The 21,249-nt window shown below is 50.0% G+C and carries 15 protein-coding genes and 2 rRNA genes; 14 read left to right on the forward strand and 3 right to left on the reverse strand.

What is annotated here, in order from left to right; all coding sequences use genetic code 11:
- A 23S ribosomal RNA gene (locus LX87_RS28980) occupies positions 1–114 on the forward strand; the annotation flags it as partial.
- A 111-nt stretch (positions 115–225) separates the two neighbouring features.
- Positions 226–337: ribosomal RNA gene (gene rrf, locus LX87_RS19160) — 5S ribosomal RNA — on the forward strand.
- Between the two features lie 336 nt (positions 338–673).
- Here rrf and LX87_RS19165 read toward each other — a convergent pair.
- Genes LX87_RS19165 through LX87_RS19175 form a run of 3 tightly spaced genes read right to left on the reverse strand, consistent with a single transcriptional unit; the run spans position 674 to position 5,417 of the window.
- Entirely contained in the window at positions 674–2,332 is a 1,659-nt protein-coding gene (locus LX87_RS19165; RefSeq protein WP_111629903.1) for a M1 family metallopeptidase, read from the reverse strand.
- A 39-nt stretch (positions 2,333–2,371) separates the two neighbouring features.
- On the reverse strand, positions 2,372–4,549 hold the full coding sequence (locus LX87_RS19170; RefSeq protein ID WP_111629904.1) for a S9 family peptidase: 2,178 nt from the start codon (positions 4,547–4,549) through the stop codon (positions 2,372–2,374).
- Between the two features lie 4 nt (positions 4,550–4,553).
- Complete coding sequence (locus tag LX87_RS19175) at positions 4,554–5,417, reverse strand: AraC family transcriptional regulator (RefSeq protein WP_111629905.1); 864 nt, start codon at positions 5,415–5,417, stop codon at positions 4,554–4,556.
- A 281-nt stretch (positions 5,418–5,698) separates the two neighbouring features.
- Here LX87_RS19175 and LX87_RS19180 point away from each other — a divergent pair, with 281 nt between their 5' ends.
- From LX87_RS19180 to LX87_RS19235, 12 genes are all read left to right on the forward strand, one after another.
- Positions 5,699–6,610 carry a dihydrodipicolinate synthase family protein gene (locus LX87_RS19180; protein ID WP_111629906.1) on the forward strand — a complete coding sequence of 304 codons (912 nt, stop codon included), beginning with the start codon at positions 5,699–5,701 and terminating at the stop codon, positions 6,608–6,610.
- A gap of 45 nt (positions 6,611–6,655) precedes the next feature.
- Positions 6,656–7,657: a 4-hydroxyproline epimerase gene (locus tag LX87_RS19185; RefSeq protein WP_111629907.1), complete on the forward strand. Its 1,002-nt coding sequence runs from the start codon at positions 6,656–6,658 to the stop codon at positions 7,655–7,657.
- Positions 7,654–8,901, forward strand: coding sequence for an NAD(P)/FAD-dependent oxidoreductase (locus tag LX87_RS19190; RefSeq protein ID WP_111629908.1), 1,248 nt, complete (start codon positions 7,654–7,656; stop codon positions 8,899–8,901). Before LX87_RS19185 ends, LX87_RS19190 begins: the two co-directional genes overlap by 4 nt.
- Before the next feature lie 156 nt (positions 8,902–9,057).
- Positions 9,058–9,375 (forward strand): hypothetical protein, encoded by a 318-nt coding sequence (locus tag LX87_RS19195; RefSeq protein WP_111629909.1) that lies wholly within the window; start codon positions 9,058–9,060, stop codon positions 9,373–9,375.
- Between the two features lie 453 nt (positions 9,376–9,828).
- The gene (locus LX87_RS19200) at positions 9,829–10,962 is read left to right on the forward strand and encodes an FIST signal transduction protein (protein WP_111629910.1); all 1,134 of its coding nucleotides are present in this window, start codon (positions 9,829–9,831) and stop codon (positions 10,960–10,962) included.
- A gap of 4 nt (positions 10,963–10,966) precedes the next feature.
- Positions 10,967–12,493, forward strand: coding sequence for an ATP-binding protein (locus tag LX87_RS19205; RefSeq protein WP_111629911.1), 1,527 nt, complete (start codon positions 10,967–10,969; stop codon positions 12,491–12,493).
- 23 nt (positions 12,494–12,516) lie between these two features.
- Positions 12,517–12,909 (forward strand): Hpt domain-containing protein, encoded by a 393-nt coding sequence (locus LX87_RS19210; RefSeq protein ID WP_111629912.1) that lies wholly within the window; start codon positions 12,517–12,519, stop codon positions 12,907–12,909.
- Between the two features lie 317 nt (positions 12,910–13,226).
- Positions 13,227–13,658, forward strand: a complete 432-nt coding sequence (locus tag LX87_RS19215; protein WP_111629913.1) for a response regulator transcription factor — start codon at positions 13,227–13,229, stop codon at positions 13,656–13,658.
- An 83-nt stretch (positions 13,659–13,741) separates the two neighbouring features.
- Positions 13,742–14,848: a sugar transferase gene (locus LX87_RS19220; RefSeq protein ID WP_229310730.1), complete on the forward strand. Its 1,107-nt coding sequence runs from the start codon at positions 13,742–13,744 to the stop codon at positions 14,846–14,848.
- A complete protein-coding gene (locus tag LX87_RS19225; protein ID WP_111629915.1) occupies positions 14,827–15,780 on the forward strand; it encodes a glycosyltransferase family 2 protein in 954 nt (317 codons plus the stop codon). The genes LX87_RS19220 and LX87_RS19225 overlap by 22 nt, the downstream gene beginning before the upstream one ends.
- 11 nt (positions 15,781–15,791) lie before the next feature.
- Positions 15,792–17,000 carry a glycosyltransferase family 2 protein gene (locus LX87_RS19230; RefSeq protein WP_111629916.1) on the forward strand — a complete coding sequence of 403 codons (1,209 nt, stop codon included), beginning with the start codon at positions 15,792–15,794 and terminating at the stop codon, positions 16,998–17,000.
- A 715-nt stretch (positions 17,001–17,715) separates the two neighbouring features.
- The gene (locus LX87_RS19235) at positions 17,716–21,114 is read left to right on the forward strand and encodes a carbohydrate-binding protein (RefSeq protein WP_262511092.1); all 3,399 of its coding nucleotides are present in this window, start codon (positions 17,716–17,718) and stop codon (positions 21,112–21,114) included.
- The last annotated feature ends 135 nt before the right edge of the window (positions 21,115–21,249 follow it).

Below are 21,249 nucleotides of genomic sequence, written 5' to 3' on the forward strand. Positions count from 1 at the left end.
GGAGATGAGTCTTCTGTTGAAGGACGTTAGAGACGATGACGTGGATAGGCGGCAGGTGCAGGACGGGAGACCGTTACAGCCGAGCCGTACTAATGACCTGAAGGCCGTAGCAGTAGACCTTGTTGGTCAGGGCTTGTGATTGTGAATCTCTTTCTTCTTAAAGAGCTAAAAAAGAAACTACCATACGTTGTGGTCATCCTTAGGGATGTCCAACGCAAGAGCTGGGATGGTGGTAAGGGTGCGGGGGAACACCTCTTCCCATACCGAACAGAGCCGTTAAGCCCCGTTACGCCGATGGTACTGGAGTCACTTCCGGGAGAGTAGGTTACCGCCACCACAGATTTTTTCCAAGTCCGCATCGGTTGAGATGCGGACTTTTTTTGTTCCTTCATTTTGGCTAGCTACCAGACAAAATCAAAAGAGCTTAATGACAGCTGTTTATGGTTTTGGAAAGCCGGGCATGCCTATCTACCGGTGGCTGGTATTTTCAACCAACGGTCATGTCGTTATGTCGTACGTCTGACTGCACTATTAATCAATCTTTTTAAGACGTTGCTCTGATGATACTTAGTGGCTCACATGCCTCAACAGGGTCGCTTTAAGCTTACGGACAGCATATAAAAGCTCATTAGGTACTGTTTCTTTTGTCAGGAGAATAGAATTTCAAGCCTTATTAAGGTTTGGCCTGAACAAGGGGGCGAACCAAGACATAATAATTCGGATCACTGGTCAGAGCGGTAACGCCCGGCGTGGGCAACGTTTGCCACTGGGTGGTTGGCTTAAGAAGTGTGTTAGGACCGGTTTGGTTGAAGCAGACCTGCAACGGCATGTCAAAACCACTTACACAATTCGTCCAGCGGTATTGTAGCTTATTGTTAACAAGACGGTATTCCAGCGTCGGAATGCGGGTGTCACGCAGGTACTGATCAAAAACCTTCTGAAAGTTGATGCCCGATTGGTGGCTAATGTATTCCTCTATTTGCTTTCCTTCTACGGTTTGATGGTAAAACGTTTTGTTCATGCCCCGCAGGATCGCCCGCCACTTCTCGTCATCGCCAATAATTTGACGAATGGTATGCAACAAATTGCCACCCTTATAATACATGTCGCCGGAACCGGAATGATTCACATTATAAATACCAACAATCGGCCGGTCATTGCGAATCAAGGCGCGGCAACCTGTTACATAAGCGGCTCCGGCATCTTTGCCATAATAATATTCGGTATACAGATTCTCGGAATAATTGGTGAAACTTTCGTGTATCCACATATCGGCCACATCCTTATATGTGATGTTATTGGCAAACCATTCATGACCGGATTCGTGGATAATGATGAAATCCCACAGCAGGCCAAAACCCGTACCGGACAAATCTTTTCCTAAATAACCGTTCTGGAAGCGGTTGCCATACGTTACGGAACTTTGGTGCTCCATACCTAGATATGGCGTTTCAACCAGCTTATAACCGTCTTCGTAAAAAGGATAAGGCCCAAACCAGTGTTCAAAAGCTCTGAGCATCGGTTTTACCTGCTGAAACTGCCGACGCGCCGAATCTTCGTGTTCACTCAGTGCATAGAACGTCAGATCCAGTTTCCCTTTTTCGCCTTGTAACGTATCCGACCAGTGGATGTAATCGCCTACGTTGAGATTGACACCGTAATTATTGATCGGATTGCTAACAAACCAGTCAAACGTATGCGTACCGTCGTTATGCTCCGTAACCCGACGCAGCCGCCCGTTAGAAACATCGGTAAGGTCTTTCGGAACGGTTACGCTGATCAGCATACTGTCGGGCTCGTCGTACATGTGATCTTTGCACGGCCACCACGAACTGGCCCCTAAACCTTGGCAGGCCGTGGCGATAAACCATTTACCGGCTTTGTCACGCTTCCAGACAAAACCACCATCCCAGGGCGCACGTTTGGCTTTTCTGGGCTGTCCGGCATAGTAGACTTCAACGGATTCGGTTTTTCCGGTAACCTGTTTTTTCTGAAGCGTAATAAAATAGGCGTTGCCGTCCTGCCGGAAAGCCAGTTCTTTTCCATCCTGAATAACTTTTTGAACCTTTAGCGGACGCTGAAGATCGACCTGCATGATTTGGTTGGGTTGTAAAACCCGGTATCGAATGGTGGTGCTACCACTGATTGCACTGTCGGCGGTGTTGAGTTTTACCTGCAAATGATAATAGGCCAAATCCCACCAGATTCGCTCTGGGGTAATAGAACCACGCAGCGTGTCATCGTGCGTAAACGCAAACTTTTGGGCCGAGACCGTTAGGGATATAAACAGACCCGCGAAGAGCCAGACTATTTTATGGAGCGTATTCATCATGAGGGTTTTAAGACAAAAAGAAACTTCAGGTAGTGGCCATTAACGCGGTCCCGGAGGGCAGTGCTCCAGCAAGTACCTAGTGTAAAGAGTACGAAGGTGCTGGTTAGTCCCTTCGCCTTCGGAAATGCTGTGCGTGCGGTTCGGGTACGGCATGACCTGGAATTGCTTGTTGTGCTTCACTAACTCGTCAATCAAGACTTCGGCATTGGAATAATGAACATTGTCGTCACCCGTGCCGTGGATGTAGAGCAGATTACCCCGCAAATTTTTGGCGTAGGTGATGGGGGACCCGGCCACAAAATCCTCCCGGTTTTCCTGCGGTAAGCCCATATACCGTTCCTGATAGATATTATCGTAAAAGAGCTGGTTGCCAACAGCCGCGATAGAAATACCGGTTTTGTAAATCTGCGGATATTGAAACAGCAGATGAAGGGTCGTAGAACCGCCCCCGCTCCAGCCCCAGACGGCTACCCGGCTCGTATCCAGATAAGCGCGTTGTTCGAAAAGCTTTTTAGCACCCATCGCCTGATCGCGCACATTGATCCGTCCGATTTGCCGGTATATGGCTTTGCGCCAGGCTGTGCCCTTGAGCGAGGGGGTTCCGCGGTTGTCCAGGGCAACGTAGCAGTAACCGGCTTTGGCCATATCGCCGTCGAAGAGGTTGTTGTAACCCGCCGAAAATACGTCATTCGTGGTTGTGCTGGCGGGTTCGCCGTAGACGTAAAAAACCACCGGATATTTCTTGGTGCTATCGAAATTGGCGGGTTTCTGCATCCAACCGTCCAGCGTAATACCGTCGTCAGTTTTTACCTTGAAAAACTCCACATTCCGGGGTGTTTGTGCATTGGCTGCCGGACGGGATGTAGCGGCTCGCAGCACCTGATGATCGGACAGCCGAATCCAGTTGCTCGTCATCGGCGTTAGGTGACTGTTGAACGAATGCAGGGCAAACTGTCCACCGGGGGCCATATTGTAGGAATGCGTACCAACCTGATTGACCGGAGAAAGACGTTCCAGCTTGCCTTTGCCGTCCATTTTAGTACGGAACAAATACCGTTGGGTGGGGTTGGAAGGCGAAGCGATGAAATAGATGTAGCGATTTCGTTCGTCAATGGAACTGATGCTGGCGATGTCGTACGAACCCGGCGTGAGCAGGACTTCTTTTTTGCCGTCGCGACTTACTTGGTAGAGATGCCGCCAGCCGTCTTTTTCGGATACCCAGACAAACGATTTACCTCCTTCGAGCCACGGCCAGCCTCCCGGTGCTACGGCTTCGGCATCAATCCAGGTGTCGCTGTTTTCGCGGTGAATAGGAGTAATAGAACCACTGGACGGCTGAGCCACGAACAGAATGCTTTGGTTTTGTTTACGATTCAACTGCTCAATAATCAGGTCATTGCCCGTCGGAAACCACTCCATCCGGACCAGATAGTGTTGCTGCGGATCGCCCGGAATAGCCAGCCAACGGGTTTCACCGCCGGTAGCCTGTACCACTCCCACGCGGGCCGGTGACGGTGATTCGCCCACTTTCGGATATTCAACGGGGATAACGCGGGAATAGATCGAATCGGTGGTATTCAGCATCAGATAATCGCGGATGGCACTGGCGTCAATTTGCCAGTAGGCAATCTGCTTACTGTCCGGACTCCAGCGAAAACCGTCACGGCAACCAAATTCTTCTTCGTAGGCCCAGTCGAATGTGCCGTTGATGCGTTTACGGGTACCGTCAGTGGTCAGTGGCGTAGTCTGGCCACTTACCACATCCTCCACAAACAGATTGTTCTTACTCACATAAGCCACTTTTGTACCATCGGGCGACAGCTTGGCGTAGAGCAACGACTGGCTCGGCTGGCCTTTTCCGACCTGCCGCAATTGATTTGTCTTCCGGTTGAGCAGGTAATAATCGCCCCGGCTGTTATACCGCCAGACGCGGGCGGTGTTCGTGAAAATCAAAACCACTGATGAATCCGGGTTGAACGCAAAGCCGGCGATGCTCAACGGTTTTCCGGATCCTGACGGCGTTAGTTGTTCTTTCGTAACCAGCGGTGTTTCACGTCCGGATACCACATCGGTCCGCAGGATGGATTCCCGGTTGGACGACAGATACGCCTTGCCGTCGGGTGTCCAGCGGATGCTCTGGAACTGAGCCTGCAAAGTCTGAGTAAAACCAGTAAACAGAATGCAGATGAAAAATAAGATTCTGAAATTTAGCGTCATAACTTTAAAAAAGGGCTTTAACGTATTGTCCTGGTGTCAGGTGGGTAATGAGTTTAAACTGTCGGTTAAAATTGGATAAGTTGGTGTAACCACACGAAAAGGCAATCTGGCTGATGGGCAATTTCGATTCCTGTAACAGGCGGCAGGCGTGTTCAATCCGTACCTCATTGAGCAATTGCGAAAACGTTTTTCGGGTATGAAGTCGAAAAAACCGGCAAAACGCACTGGGCGTCAGGTGGGCCTGAGCGGCTACTTCTTCCAGCGTAATGGGAGCGGCATAGTGGTTCAGAATATAGGTAAAGACATTATCGAGCCGCTGGTGATCGTCGGGGCGCCGGGCCTGCTCGTAAGCCGTAATGGACAGAATCTCGCGCCGGGGGTCGGATGCCATGCCGTCGAGAACCGTCAGCAGCGTCATCAACTGCTCGAAAGGCCGGAGCTTGTGCAACTGTTCCATGCGGGTCGTTAGAAAAGCCGCTTCGTTGAAGCGAATCCGAACACCGTGCCGGGCTTCCTGAAAGAGCGGGTCGAGGTGGTCGAGTTCGGGCATTCCGAAAACCGTTTGTTTGAGATGCTCTGGTCGCAGATAAACCGAGTACGACAAAGCCCGGTGGGGCGTATCCGGTATAAAATAGTCGGGATCATTCCGGAAAACGTGCGGCAGGTTAGCCCCTAGTAATAAAAGGTCATAAGGCCGAAACCGGTCGATGCGGTCGCCCACAACCTGCGTTCCCACACTTTCCTTGATTAACGTCAGCTGCAATTCCGGATGAAAATGAAGCCGGTCATAAAAATGCGGGCCGTCGTCGACCTGCACCCGAAACGAGCGATCATCTACCGTTGGAACCCGAAACAGCAGCGGCTTCATCAGACTAGGCTAAAGCAGGAATCGAAACAGAAAGCCGTCGTGGAGCATAGCGTCATGGAGGAGTCGGTTGTTAGGGTGATGAAGTGAAACAAAGTAACAAAAGAAATGGGAATTGATACTTGATTGGTCAATTTTTTATGGTTAATTGATCAAACTGGCAAAAAAAATACTAGAACTAATCAATCTTTGTGTAGTAGCGCCCTCATTAATTTACCAACTTTGTTCTGGCTGAATTGTCCAACTACTCTCTATTTCGTTAAACTGATTTATCCTCAAATCTCATGGCAACTTCTGTACGCTGGCAAGGTGTTTACCCTGCGCTCCTGACGCCGTTTACGGCTTCCGATGAACTCGATCTTCCGCTGTTTGTCAAAAATCTTCACGCCCAGCTCGACGCTGGCGTACACGGACTGATCATTGCCGGATCGCTGGGGGAAGTCAGCACGCTGACCGGTTCAGAAAAAGTGGCGTTGCTGGAATCGGCGCTGGAAACCGTCAATGGCCGGGTACCGGTGATTATGAACATTGCTGAAACCACCACCCGTGAAGCCGTGCGGGGCGCGCGGGAAGCGGAAGAAAAAGGAGCCGACGGCCTGATGCTGTTGCCGCCCATGCGGTATTTTGCCGACGCCCGCGAAACCGTTGAGTTTTTCAAGGCGATTGCCCAGGAAACGTCGCTGCCGATCATGATTTACAATAACCCGATCGATTACAAGATCATGACCACCGTGACCATGTTTGAAGAACTGGCCAAGCTGTCCAATATTCAGGCTGTCAAGGAATCGACCCGCGATTTGACCAACATCGCCCGGATGCGGAATGCGTTCGGCGACCGTTACCGGCTGCTCGGTGGGGTGGATACGCTCGCGCTGGAATCGCTGTCGGCGGGTGCCGATGGCTGGGTGGCCGGTCTGGTCGATGCGTTCCCGCTGGAAACCGTTACACTGTATGATCTGGTGAAAGCGGGCCGGATGGACGAAGCCCGGAGCTTGTATTTCTGGTTTATGCCGCTGCTGGAATTGGACATTCAGCCGAAACTTGTGCAATACATCAAACTGGCCGCAACGGCTACCGGCATCGGTTCCGAATACGTCCGCGCACCCCGCCTGACGCTGGTGGGCGAAGAACGGGAACGGGTTTTGGGCATCATTGAAGCGGCCCTGGCCGTTCGGCCCAGCCTGCAAACGGCGTAACATTTCTCTCTACGCATTCTGAAAAAACGGTTTTTAACCAGTTTTATGAATTATCATTTTTTCTGCATCGACGCGCACACCTGCGGCAATCCGGTGCGGGTGGTAACGGGGGGCAGCATTCCGCACCTGACCGGGGCAACCATGAGCGAAAAGCGGCAGCATTTTCTGCGCGATTACGACTGGATTCGGAAGAGTCTGATGTTTGAACCGCGCGGACACGATATGATGTCGGGCAGTATTCTGTATCCGCCAACCGACCCGGCCAACGACGTGGGCGTGCTGTTCATCGAAACCTCGGGCTGTCTGCCCATGTGCGGCCACGGCACCATCGGTACGGTTACGGTGGCTATTGAGCAGGGCTTGGTGGTTCCAAAAACGCCGGGTGTCCTGAACCTCGAAGTCCCCGCCGGACTGGTGCGCGCTGAATACCGTCAGGAAGGCCGGAAGGTAAAATCCGTCAAGATTACCAACGTCAAGTCGTATCTGGCGGCTGAAAACCTGACGGTCGAGTGTCCGGAGTTGGGGACGCTGACGGTGGACGTGGCCTATGGCGGCAATTTTTACGCCATCGTAGACCCGCAACCCAATTTCCCCGGCTTGCAGCATTTCAAGGCCGAACAGCTCATTGCCTGGGCGCGGGTGATGCGGCAGCGGATGAATGAGCAATATAGCTTTGTGCATCCCGAAAACCCGACGATCAACGGTCTGAGCCACATTTTGTGGACGGGTGAACCGCTGGCGACTACATCGACGGCTCGCAATGCGGTTTTTTACGGCGATAAGGCCATCGACCGTTCGCCCTGCGGCACCGGCACCTCGGCACGGCTGGCGCAGTGGTACGCCAAAGGCTGGCTCAAACCCGGTCAGGATTTTGTGCACGAAAGCATCATTGGTTCCATTTTTACGGGCCGGATTGAGCAGGAAACCGAACTGGCGGGGAAGTCGGCTATTGTGCCGAGCATCGAGGGCTGGGCGATTATTCACGGTTACAACCACCTTATTCTGGACGAGGACGATCCGTACGTACACGGTTTTCAGGTAATATGAAACACATCGGCATCATTGGGGGCGGGGTGATCGGGTTATGCTCCGCGTATTACCTGAACAAAGCCGGGTATCGGGTAACGGTTTTTGATAAAAATCCCATTACCGACGGCTGCTCGTTCGGGAATGCCGGGATGATCGTGCCGAGCCACATTATTCCGCTGGCGCAGCCGGGCATGATCGCCAAAGGAATGCGGATGCTGATGCGTCCGACCAGTCCGTTCTACATCAAACCGCGTCTGAGTGCCGATCTGCTGCGCTGGGGCTGGCTGTTTTACAAACACTCGACCCCCGAACACGTGGAGCGGTCCATTCCGGCTTTGCGGGACATTAGTCTGTTGAGCAAAAAACTTTATCAGGAACTGGCCCGGACCGACGGTTTATCGTTTGGCTGGGAGGAAGTGGGTTTGTTGATGCTTTACAAAACCGCATCGGCTGAACACGAAATGGCCGAAGAAGCCGAGGTTGCCAACCGGGCGGGTATTGAAGCCCGGCAATTGTCCGGAGCGCAGGTGCAGGAACTGGAGCCGAACGTTCGGGTAAATGTGCGGGGGGCGGTTTATTTCCCCGGTGATGCCCATTTGAATCCGGGCCAATTGATCCGGTCGCTGGTGGGTTATCTGAAAAAGCAGGGTGTAACTGTGATGGAAGGGCAGGAAGTTACCGGTTTTGGTCGGTCGGGTTCCCGCATTACGTCGGTGCGGACAACGGCTGCCGAATATTCCGTTGATGAACTGGTGATTGCCGCCGGAGCCTGGTCGCCGGGGCTGACGCGGCTGTTGGGCGTGTCACTGCCGTTGCAGGGAGGTAAGGGCTACAGTTTTATGGTGCAGAATCAGCAACCGAACATCCGAGTTCCGGCCATTATGCTCGAAGCCCGCGCGACGGCTACGCCGATGGGGCCGGATTTGCGGTTTGCCGGAACGCTCGAAGTGGCCGGAACGGACCTGTCGGTGAACATGAACCGGGTGCGGGGAATTGTTAACTCCATTCAGAATTATTACCCGGAGTTACCCGCCGACTTGCCGGACGTATCGAAAGTGTGGAGCGGATTGCGCCCCTGCTCACCCGACGGCTTACCGTATATCGGTCGGATGACGGGTTTTGAAAACCTGACGCTGGCGACAGGGCACGGTATGATGGGCGTTAGCCTGGGACCGGCCACGGGAAAGCTGGTGGCAGATTGCATCGGAAACCGTACGCCGGAGTTGGAAATAAGTGCTTTTAGCCCGTTGCGGTTTTCGTAAAAATGACCGTTAACTCGATAAAAAACGGTTTTTTTGTCCGCCAAGCGCCCTAAATGATCAGACTATTAAAAAATCGCTATCTTTCAGCACCGATTTTACTCGACGTATTTAAGCAGGCGATCTTTTGCGCACGGATCGCAAATAACCATCTATATCATGAATATCAGCTCTCCCCAAGCAGGCCGATATTATTATGTCGGAAATGAACCGACGCTGTTTACCGAAAAGTTGTTACAGGAAATCCTGCCGCACCACCGCCCGCAGCCCATTCGGTTGACTAAGCAATGGTTAACCTTATTTGGTTTCAAGCCGGATGCACACCGTACATTCTGGTATTTTCAGGATTTGAAATTAGTGCCGGGACTGAACTGCTGGCTGTGTGTAAGCAGTCGCCGGTATCTGTATTATGTGCATGAATTGCAGGAGTGTTTTGCTGATATCTATCAAATGGAACTGCCGCTCGAAAATCAGTAACGGGCAGTGTCCCTATCCTTTTTTACTCCCGCTGGGTCCCATTTCTTTATTTCTGTGAATCCCCATTTTCTGGAGGATTTAGCACGGTTTTTGCCTATTTCTACTCATTGTCTGGTGGCCGACCGCTCGCAGAGCGGTTTTACTTTTTAGATACGGATTTTCATCTCGTTCTTTGCTTGATAGCCATTGAGCAGCAGAAGTAGCGTTGTCTTTGGCCGGTTTTTTATGGCGTTCTGATTACAAGTTGACCGGTTAGCCGCCGATTCTTACGTCCTGATACAAACCGGATTGCTGGCAGGGCGGGACTTTAAAAATAATTGCCCGTTCGGCTGAGTAATGGCGCTGAATAGGCGGATGTAGTACATTTTTTGCACTGTCCTATTTGTAAGTTACTGCCTTGGCAGTAGGCAGTTGAGTATAGTACCTACCTCACTTTTACTGGTTGCTAGACGAATGAAACTGAATCAATCCGTGTATCAAAATCAGGCATGGAATTTTTTATCGGAAACGCCGGGTTTTTCTGCTGCGAACGCTCAACTGGTACTGGCATTCGGCGAACGGTTTCTCCTGGAAAAGCTAAATTTGTACGATGAACTGCGGTTGCGGTTTCCGGTTGCGGATATTATTATCAATTCGACATCGGGTGAAATTTACCTGGATAAAGTTCATGACGATTCGGTCGTCATAACCGCCATCGAATTTGAGAAAACCCGGATTCAGACGGTTCAGATCGATATTAACAAGCATACCGAGAGTTATCAGGCCGGACAGAAAATAGCCGGGGCCCTTGACGCGCCCGATCTGGCTGCCCTGTTTCTGATTTCCGACGGCGGAAAGGTGAATGGCAGTGACCTGACCCGGGCTCTGAATGAACTTTTACCGCGCCCCATTCCGATTTCAGGAGGGCTGGCGGGGGATGCCGCCCGTTTTGAACGGACGCTGGTGGGCCTGAACCAAAATCCGGCGGCTGGTAAAATTGTCGGCATCGGCTTTTACGGTCAGCATCTGAAAATCGGACACGGTTCGATGGGCGGCTGGGACGTATTTGGCCCGGAACGCGAAGTGACGAAAGCGAATTACAATATACTGTACCAAATCGACGACAAGCACGCGCTGGATTTATACAAGGAATATTTAGGAAAATACGCCGAAAATCTGCCTGCGGCTGCCTTTCTTTTTCCCCTGTCGATGCGGGCCAACAACGAATCCGAGCCGCTGGTCCGAACGATTCTGACGATTGATGAAGCCGCCCGAAGTATGACGTTTGCGGGCGATATGCCGGAGAAAGCCCTGATTCGCTTTATGACGGCCAATCTGGACCGGCTCATTGACGCGTCGGCCACGGCGGCTCAGACTTCCATGAAACAACTGAATTTTACCCCTGAACTGGCCATTTTGATTAGCTGCGTAGGGCGTAAGCTGGTTTTAGGCCAGCGAACCGAAGAAGAAGTAGAAGTGGCCCGTGAAGTGTTTGGCCGCGATGCTGTCATGACGGGTTTTTATTCATACGGTGAAATTTCGCCCCTGAACACCCGTTGCGAACTTCACAATCAAACCATGACCGTAACCGTCTTTTCCGAAAACTGAACCGATGGACGCAACTAATCTGCATAAACTGCTGGCCCGGCAAATTAATAAACACCTGACGGAAGAATGCCTGCAACACGAACGGTTTCAGCAGTTTCTTAAAGCCGTGAACGATTCGTATCACAATTTTGACCGGGATAAGGAGTTGTTTGAGCATTCGTCGTTTCTGAACGAACGGGAGTATGCTTCCATCAACCAGAAACTGAAGGAAGAAATCAGCCAGCGTCGGCAGTCGGAAGAAAAGCTGATTGAAGCCATTCAGTCACTAGAAACGCCCGAAGGGGATGAAATACCGGAGTTTGGCCCCGAAAACCTCGTTACGCTGGTTGATTTTCTGCAACGGCAAATCGAACACCGCAAGCAGATTGAACAGGAACTGCGGACGGCCAAGGAAATTGCCGAAAACGCCACGCTGGCCAAATCGGAGTTTTTGTCGATGATGAGTCACGAAATTCGGACTCCTCTCAACGGCATTGTCGGCATGACGTACCTGATGAGTCAGGAGGAAGTTCCGCCCGCGCTGGCCGAGAACCTCAAGACCCTTCAGTTTTCGATTGAACACCTGCACGCGCTGATCAACGATATTCTGGATTTCAGTAAGATCGAAGCCGGTAAAGTAGAGCTGGAAGAGAATAATTTCGATTTTAAACATCTGGTTTCCAATATCAAACGGGCCCATCAGTTCAAGGCCGAGGAAAGCGGAACGCGGATTAAGCTGATGGTCGACGACGATATCCCCGATATTCTTGTGGGCGATTCGTTGCGGATTGGGCAGGTGTTGTCCAACCTGGTTTCCAACGCCATCAAGTTTACGAAACAGGGCACGGTGACCATCGAACTGTCGCTGCTGAAAAAGGACGATGAAGTAGCCTCCATTTATGTTTCGGTACAGGATACAGGAATCGGGATTTCGCCCGAGAAACAACAGGTCATTTTCGAGATGTTCACCCAGGCCAATTCGGCCACAACCCGGGAGTTTGGGGGCACCGGCCTGGGGCTGGTTATTACCAAACGCCTGCTGGAAATGCACGGCAGCAAGATTGAGGTAGAAAGCGAGGCCGGAAAAGGGGCTAAATTCTTTTTTACGCTTGATCTACGCATCGGTTTCACCGTCAAACAGACCTACAATCTGCCGACCGACACCATCAACGATCAGACGCTGAAAGGCATCCGGGTGTTGCTGGTAGAAGATTATCCGGTTAATGTAAAAGTTGCGTTGAAATTTTTAAGCCGGTGGGGCGTATCGGTGGATGTGGCGGAGAACGGGTTGATCGGGCTGGAGAAATTTCTGGCTGGTTCCTACGACCTGATTCTGATGGATCTCCAGATGCCGGTGATGGACGGTTATACCTCGACGCAGCAAATCCGGGAAACCAATTCAGAAATACCGGTGATTGCCCTGACCGCTTCGGCCACCTACAGCAACCGCGACCGGGCCATTAGTGCCGGTATCAACGATTACGTTACCAAGCCGTTCAATCCAAACGACCTGTTTCATAAAATAGCCAAATACTGCCACCGGCTGAATTAAAAACAACCCAAGCGGGCCATTGTATGACTATATGTTCGTGCAGTACGCACTATTCCACGGATAATTTACTGAATAAGCTGGATTACAATCGCTTACTGCAACTGTACGCAGATGATACCGACACGCTGGCTACTCATATTGAGTTGTTTCTGAACGATGTGATGCCGCAATTTCAGGACCTCGAAGAGCGGATTCAACGATTGGACTGGACGGGTGTAACCTCGCTGACCCATCAGCTCAGACCGTGGTTAGCGATGGTTGGCCTGACTGATCTGGAAAATAAATTATGGGAAATTGAAAAGGAGGCCCATAACCGCCCGGCCTTTGAAAGCCTGCAAGCACAGTGGATCTCTTTCAGGGCCAAACTCCAGCAAATGACATTTGTGTTAGGCGATGAATTGCAGCGGATAAAGTAATAAAGACGGCTGGCTTTCCGAATCGGTCCTGTAGCAACGAGAGACTTTGCAAAACGGCTGATAAACTTATGTCAGCTTATTAAACTTTCATTAAAACAGTGACTTTTTTTACGAAAAAACGTCATTTCATAACAAAATAGACCAATTTGTCAGACAAGGGCTAAGCTTAGGCGCGGTTGTTGTACGATTTTTGTTACTGATTTGAGTAGTTCGTAAATGGTAATCATTGTAAAGACGATGTTGCCTGATTGAATAAAAAGAAAAGCCGCCTACTGAGAAAGGAAGCGTATTAATTTTGATTGGAACAACCTACTTATATGGAAAATAAATACAGTGTTCTCGTTGTAGAAGATGATACGTACATCCGCAAGGTACTGCGTCATACCTTGCAAACAGAGTTTGACGTGACAACGCTGAACAACGGAATTGAAGCGATGGACTGGCTGGAAGCTGGCAATCCGGTGGACATTATTATTACGGATTTGCAGATGCCTTACTTAAGCGGTCAGGATTTGATCCGGACTATCCGGGCCAGTTCGCTGTTGCGGCAGGTTCCGATTATTGTCCTGTCAACGTTTACGGATAGTGCCACTAAAATTGCCTGCCTGGAACAAGGAGCTGACGATTACATGATTAAGCCTTTTAATCCGCTCGAAGTCAGAGCCAAAATTAATGCAATTCTGCGCCGGACGAGCGACAGGAACGGGGCTGTATATTCAGCGCCTATGCCTAAAAAGTCGGCTTTTTGATTTTATAGCTTACAATTCATATGCTAACGGAATTGGCAAACGGAACTGCCTTTCGAGTCTTATACGTCGAAAATGACCCTCAGATGGCTGCGGATTTTAATCAGGCGTTTGGTCAAACCGCGTCGATTACCGTTGCAAGAAGTCTGAAAGAAGCCCTTTATTATCTGGAAGCGGAACCAGATATTGATCTGGTGGTTTTCAACGACCGTTTAAACAGCACGTTGTTTCTAAACGCTGTCCGGAATAATCCGGTTACCGCAAAAGTTTCAACAATCCTGCTGACAGACAATCCCAGCATTGACCTGCACGCTGAACCATTCCGGGGGCGTGTGATCGACGTGTTTAACTACGGTTATGCTGAAGAATCGTTGCAGACGCGGCTGTCGTATCTGATTCGCAAGAAACAATACGCCGAAACTGGCGGTAATGTAGAGAAGCCTGTGCAAGTCCGAATGCCAATCTGGAAACGGGTTTTTGACTTTGTGGGTGCTTTTATTTTACTGTTACTGCTTTCGCCCATTTTGCTGGTGGTCGCCATTCTGGTGAAACTCGATTCAAAAGGACCTATTTTTTACGGTTCCAAGCGGGTTGGGATGGGGTATAAAGTATTTAATATGTACAAATTCCGGACGATGCGGACCGATGCCGATAAGATGCTCTCCAGCATGGCGTCACTGAATATGTACAATACAAAAAAAGAGGAAGAGCCAGCCGACGCGCTTTGCGAAGCGTGCCAATTGGCCGGAACCGGCTGCCAGCGCCCCCTTTTCCTGGACGATAAGCAGGTTTGCGAGGACGTACATTTCCGTACCGAGAAAGCGAAAGCCATGTTCTCGAAATTTAAGGAAGATCCCCGCGTAACCCGGCTGGGCAAGTTCCTGCGAAACACCAGCATCGATGAGCTGCCGCAGTTCTATAATATATTACGGGGCGATATGTCATTTGTTGGTAATCGGCCTCTGCCGCCTTACGAAGCCGAAAAGTTAACCGCGGCTGGTTACGCCCGGCGGTTTGCGGCCCCGGCCGGGTTGACGGGCCTCTGGCAGGTTACCAAACGGGGTGGGGCGGCTGTTTCGGATCAGGAGCGCATCCAGCTTGATGTGCTTTATGCCAAGAAGTTCTCGTTCAAAACCGATTTGATGATTGTGATACGAACCCTGAAAGCGGTATGGCAGAAAGAGAACGTGTAGACAGCGTGCCCCTGATTTCGCTGATCACCATCAACTATAACCAGGCCGCGGTTACCTGCGAGCTACTGGAATCGACCCGGCGGTTGAATTATCCCCGTTTTGAAATTATTGTAGTCGATAATGCTTCGGTCGAAGATCCAACGGAGCGCATTGCAAAAGGGAATTATCCAAACGTAAAGGTCGTCGTCAGTCCGGAAAACCTCGGTTTTTCGGGCGGCAATAACCTCGGGATGCAGTACGCACAGGGCGATTACTTTTTTTTCCTGAACAACGATACCGAAGTAACACCGGATTTGCTGGACCAGTTACTGAAACCGTTCCAGGCGAATCCCCGGGTTGGCATAGTGTGCCCCAAAATCCGGTTTTATTTTCATCCAACGATCATTCAATACGCGGGTTATCACCCTTTAAACCCGTATACCGGTCGTACCTGGTCCATTGGCCTGGGCGAAACCGACCAGGGACAATATGATCAGGGTGGCCCAACGGATTTTGCCCACGGTGCAGCCATGATGGCGAGTCGTCGGGCCGTTGAGGAGGGGGGAGCTATGGATGAATCGTTCTTTCTGTATTATGAAGAGCTGGATTGGTCGATGCAGATCCAACGGGCCGGTTTTCAGATTTACTACCAGCCGTCGGCCCTGATTTACCACAAAGAGTCGATCAGCGTTGGAAAAGCCAGTCCGATGAAAGTCTATTATCATACGCGCAACCGGCTGTTGTTCATGCGAAGAAATGTCGGTGGCTTCCCGTTGTATGTCTTTATTCTGTATTATTTCTGTTTTGCCCTGACCAAAGCCGTTCTTCTTTATGCGGTAAAAGGGCAGATTGCGTACCTCCGCTCTTTAACAAAGGCCGTTGTCTGGCATTTCAAAAATAAAATTCGTCGGCCTGCAAAAGCCGTTTTCCCGTCCGTCGTTACGGTTTCTTAACGAACCACTTTATGGAAATCTTGCTGGCTGTCTGTATAGGGCTTGTTGTCTATACGTATATTGGATACGGTATCTTGGTTTGGTTATTGGTTCGCCTTCGCGGACGCCGGGCTGTATTAAAAACGGATGCGGCTTTTACTCCGGAAGTAACGCTGATTATTCCGGCTTATAATGAGCGGTCGTGTCTGGCTGAGAAGGCCGCAAATTCCTTTGCGCAGCATTATCCTGCTGATAAAATTAAATTTCTATTTGTTACGGAAGGTTCAACAGATGGTTCGTCCGACTTCCTGCGGGCAAGCTACGGCTCTAAAATTTCGCTGCTGGAAGGTACTGAACGTCGGGGAAAAGTGGCCGCTATGAATCGGGCCATGCAGCAGGTAACGACGCCAATTGCCATTTTTACGGATGCCAACACGATTCTGAACCGGGAGGCCGTGCAGAACCTGGTTCGCCATTTTCAGGACCCAAACGTTGGGGCGGTAGCGGGTGAAAAACGGATTCTGACCAACGACAGCGAATCGGCGGCCGGATCGGGTGAAGGGCTTTACTGGAAATACGAATCGTTTCTGAAGCGAATGGACTCGGATCTGCACACCATCGTCGGCGCGGCTGGCGAGCTGTTTGCCGTCCGGACGGAATTGTATGAACCGGTCGAAACGGATACCATTCTGGACGATTTTATTATTTCGTTGCGCATTGCTGGACGAGGTTACCGCGTAGCTTATGAACCGGATGCGTATGCAATGGAACGGCCTTCTTTCTCGATTGTTGATGAACAGAAGCGTAAAATCCGAATTTCGGCCGGGGGCTTTCAATCCATTGTCCGTCTGAGTTATCTGCTGAATATTTTCCGGTATGGTTGGCTGACCTTCGAGTACGTTTCGCACCGGGTCATGCGTTGGGCAGTAGCGCCCCCCTGTTTACCGCTGATTTTTCTTGCAAACGGCTGGCTGGCGGTTCAAGAATGGATGGATGGTTCGGCGGGAGGGTATAGCTGGACGGTTTTATTTGGCCTTCAGTGTTTATTTTACGCGGCCGCCTGGTTAGGCTATCGGTTGGAGAAGAAAAATTTGCGCTGGAAACTGCTGTTTGTGCCGTTTTATTTCACCTTTATGAATGTTTGCGCGCTGGCTGGTCTGGTTCGGTATTTGAAAGGTAATCAGTCAGGAACGTGGGAAAAGGTCCGTCGGGCGGGCGAAGTAGAATTAAAAACGCCGTAACTGGTTTGTAAGTCTAACAGCTTTAATTTCAATTATAAATCGTTCGTATCCTTTTCTGCTTTACTTAAAAACCATTTACTATAACCGTATTTATTCAGGAAAAAAGTGATTATTCGGTATTGCATTAGACCGCTTTAAATTATAGACAAACGCCTTCATTATTTTTTTAAAATTTACCTTTTATAGACGTTGAAATTTCTATTCATAGCCTGGTATTTATGTCTGATAAATCGACCCTGCGATTAACTATAGTATTTAATGGCTTCTTCTATTAATTGAGTCGCCATCTTCTGCCAATACCTAACTTGAGTCGCTGAAATGTTCTATCAGGGCTTTATCTGCCAAGTTTTCTTTAGATACTCTTATACGGAAAAGGCATTAGGCTTGCGTTGGTTACCAGATTATATATAAAAAAATGTACTATTTGAAAAAAAATATTTTTTAATGTTGGCAAAAATATTTTCATATTTTGGTGGTGGGGTTTGTATAAAACTATTGAATTGGTGCCACTTTATTTGATTTTACTACTTAGTTATTGCAAAAATAATTTCATATTTCATATATTGTCTGGTAATTGCGCTAACTAACATATTGGTACTAAATCCTTGATTATAAGATATATTTGGTTGCAATTATGTTATTTATTTGATCACATTATTTCTCTCTTATACCTACAAGCCGGTTAATTGCTATGCTCAACTTTAATTTCATTGCTATGAAAAAATTTATACTTTTCTTGTTCTGTTTTATTCCCTCCGTATCGCTTTTTGCTCAGACTGAATATCAGCTTGTTCCGGCAAAGATTGAAGCGGAAAGCTTTGCGGAAATGAGTGGTGTTCAAACTGAATCCACATCCGATGTCGATGGAGGGCTTAATGTAGGTTGGATTGAAGCGGGTGACTGGATGAAGTACAAACTGAACGTGCCCACGGCGGGCTTATACACGTTGAGCTTTCGGTTGGCTACCTGGCAAACCGATGGACAGCTTGAGATCAGAAATGCCGCCGGGACCGTTCTGGCTACTGTCAATGTCCCGGTTGGGGGAGGTTGGCAAAACTGGGAGACTGCCAGTGCAACCATCTCGTTACCGGCGGGGAATCAGGTTTTGCAGATTTACGACAAGCAGGGCGGCTGGAATTTTAACTGGTTCGATGTAACCGCCCGAAACATTCCCACCAGGGTTCAGGCCGAATATTACGAAGCTATGAGTGGCGTACAGACGCAGCCTACAATGGATACCGGCGGAGGTTTCAACGTGGGATGGATTGAAGCCGGCGACTGGATGGACTATAAGATCAAGGTGCCGACAGCCGGTACTTACGCCATTAATTTCCGGGTGGCCAAGCAGTACGGCCCTGGCCAAATCGAAGTGCGAAACGCTGCTGGTACGGCCCTGACCTCTGTTAATGTGCCCATTACGGATAACTGGCAAAACTGGACAACCGTCAGCGGAACCGCGACGTTACCGGCTGGAATCCAGACTATTCGAGTTTATGCAGTTCAGGGCGATTGGAATTTTAACTGGCTTGAAGTCCAGGCGTATACGGCTGCGGTTAACCCATCTGTCATTACGTTTGAAGCAGTACCCAGTAAAACCCTCGGGGAAGCGCCCTTCGATCTGGTCGCGAGCAGCAACAATGCCCAGACACCCGTTAACTTCTCATCATCCAACCCGTCCGTAATTTCCGTATCCAACGCAACCGGTGTATGGAAAGCAACCGTCGTGGGCGTGGGAACAACTACTATAACGGCTTCCCAGGCAGGGAACGCTACTTTTAGTGCGGCTGAAAATGTGTCCCGGACCGTATCGGTATACCCCGCAGTGATGGGTACTAAAATTCCGATTGAAGGCAAACGCTGGTATCAGCTCAATAACGTTGCCAACGGTTTGGAAGGACTGTTTGACGGAAATACCGTTAATGAAGTGAATACGGGCTATGGCAAGATGTTTAACAACTTTGACGCCTACTATCCGCTGTTGCCGGGCGAAACCATGACCATTGAAAGCATCCGGTTTTTCGATGGTGCCGGTATGATGGTCGACCACCCGGTTACCATATCGATTATCACCGATCAGTGGGAGCGAATTCCCATTGCGACCTTCACGGGGCAGGAGTACAACAGCTGGGTGGGGCCTTATCCAAACCGGCCCGTTACCGGCGATGCCCGCTTCAAGCTGGATGTGCCCATTAGCAACGCCCGTTACCTGGTGCTGAATGCCTGGTGGAATTATCCGACGGAAATGGAGCTTTACGGTAGTTATACGCCAACCACGGTTCCGAATACGCCCATACCGCAGAAGTCGGTGCCGTTGAAAAATTTCCTGGGTGTTAATGCATTCGAATGGGATTTTCTTGATGGCCGGATTCCGGATGTCATAGACGAAAACCGCATGAATGCCGTCAAAGCGTTCCAGGGTATTCGTCACTACATCGACTGGGAGAAACTGGAAGCCAACGAAGGAAAATATACGTATAATCCGACCCATAGCGGAGGCTGGAACTACGATGCGATCTACGAACGCTGCAAAGCTGAAGGGATTGAGGTGCTGGCCTGTCTGAAGACGCTGCCGAACTGGATGCTGGCCACGTACCCGGAAGATCAGCGGGATACCGAAAATGTGCCCGTTCGCTACGGGAGCGACTTTTCACTGCCAGCTTCCTACATCGATCAGGCGCGGGTAGCTTTTCAGTACGTTGCCCGGTACGGTTATAATACCAATGTAAACCCGGCACTGGTGAGTGTGAACCCGGCGCAACGCTGGACTGGTGACGGCATTAATACCGTCAAGATCGGTATGGGCTTAATCAAATACATTGAATGTGACAACGAGCGGGATAAATGGTGGAAAGGCCGGAAAGCGTATCAAACTGCCCGTGAGTATGCGGCTAACCTGTCGGCGTTCTACGATGGTCATAAAAATACGATGGGACCGGGCATCGGTGTGAAAAACGCGGACCCGAACATCAAAGTGGTTATCGGTGGTCTGGCATCGGCCTACGCCGGTCCCGACTACTTGCAGGGCATGATCGACTGGTGTAAACAATACCGTGGTTACAAACCCGACGGAACTGTTGATCTGTGCTGGGATGTGATCAACTACCACCTGTATCCTGATAATTCCAACTCGTCGCAAAGTGGTATGTCGGGCCGGGGCGCTGCGCCGGAAGTTTCATCGGCGGTTGATGTTGTAAAAGACTTTATTGAAGCCGCTCACCGGTATTCGTACGATATGCCGGTGTGGGTAACGGAAACCGGGTACGATGCCAACCAGGGCAGCCCGCTGAAAGCTATTCCGATTGGTAACAAAAATGAGTACCAGACCCAGGCTGACTGGATTCTGCGGACGGCGTTGTTTTATGCTCGCTCGGGGGTGGAACGGGTTTTCTTCTATCAGATGTATGACGATAACTTCCTGAATCCAACGCAGTTTGGCTCATCGGGTTTGATCAATCAGAACTTTACCCGCAAACCGGCCGCCGACTTTCTTTTCCAAACGAATAAAATTCTTGGGAAGTACACGTACAAAGAAACGATCAACACCAACCCGATTGTCGATCGGTATGAGTATCAGGGCAAGTCAGCGTACGTGCTGGTCGTGCCTGATGAAGTGGGTCGGACGGCGCAGTATACCCTGGATTTAGGAGCAGCAGCTTACGCCAAAGTATACACGCCTAAAATGGCCAGCGACACGGCTGATATGCAGAAGCTTAACACCTCGGCCGGAAAACTGACGCTGACGGTGACCGAAACACCCATGTTTGTAATTGCTTCCGATCAGTTGGTTACATCATCCACTTCCACAACGGCAACGGCCCGTCTGGCGTCAGCGGAGTCGCCGGGTAAATCCCTGGATGAATCCATCCGCGTATTCCCGAATCCGACGGCTGATTATGTTACAATTGACTTCGAAGGCAATACGGATGCACCGCTGGAGATCAATTTGTTCAGCGCCAGCCAGGGAACGCAATACAAGCGTATTAAGGCCCAGAAGACGGATAAAACCTATTCACAGACCATTAACATGACGGGATTACCAGCCGGACTGTATATTCTTGAAGTGAAACAGGGACCGGAGCGGGTAGTACGGAAAGTGATAAAAGCCGATAAATAAAGATAAAGGGTAATTAAAAAAGGCTGCCAGCTTCTCAGAAGCTGGCAGCCTTTTTTAATTAAGCGCGGTCTGAAGTTTATATATTTTAATCCCGTTAAAAAGCGGCTGTCTTACGGCATGATCGCTTGTAATACT

This window comes from Larkinella arboricola, from assembly GCF_003259745.1.
Classification (GTDB): domain Bacteria; phylum Bacteroidota; class Bacteroidia; order Cytophagales; family Spirosomataceae; genus Larkinella; species Larkinella arboricola.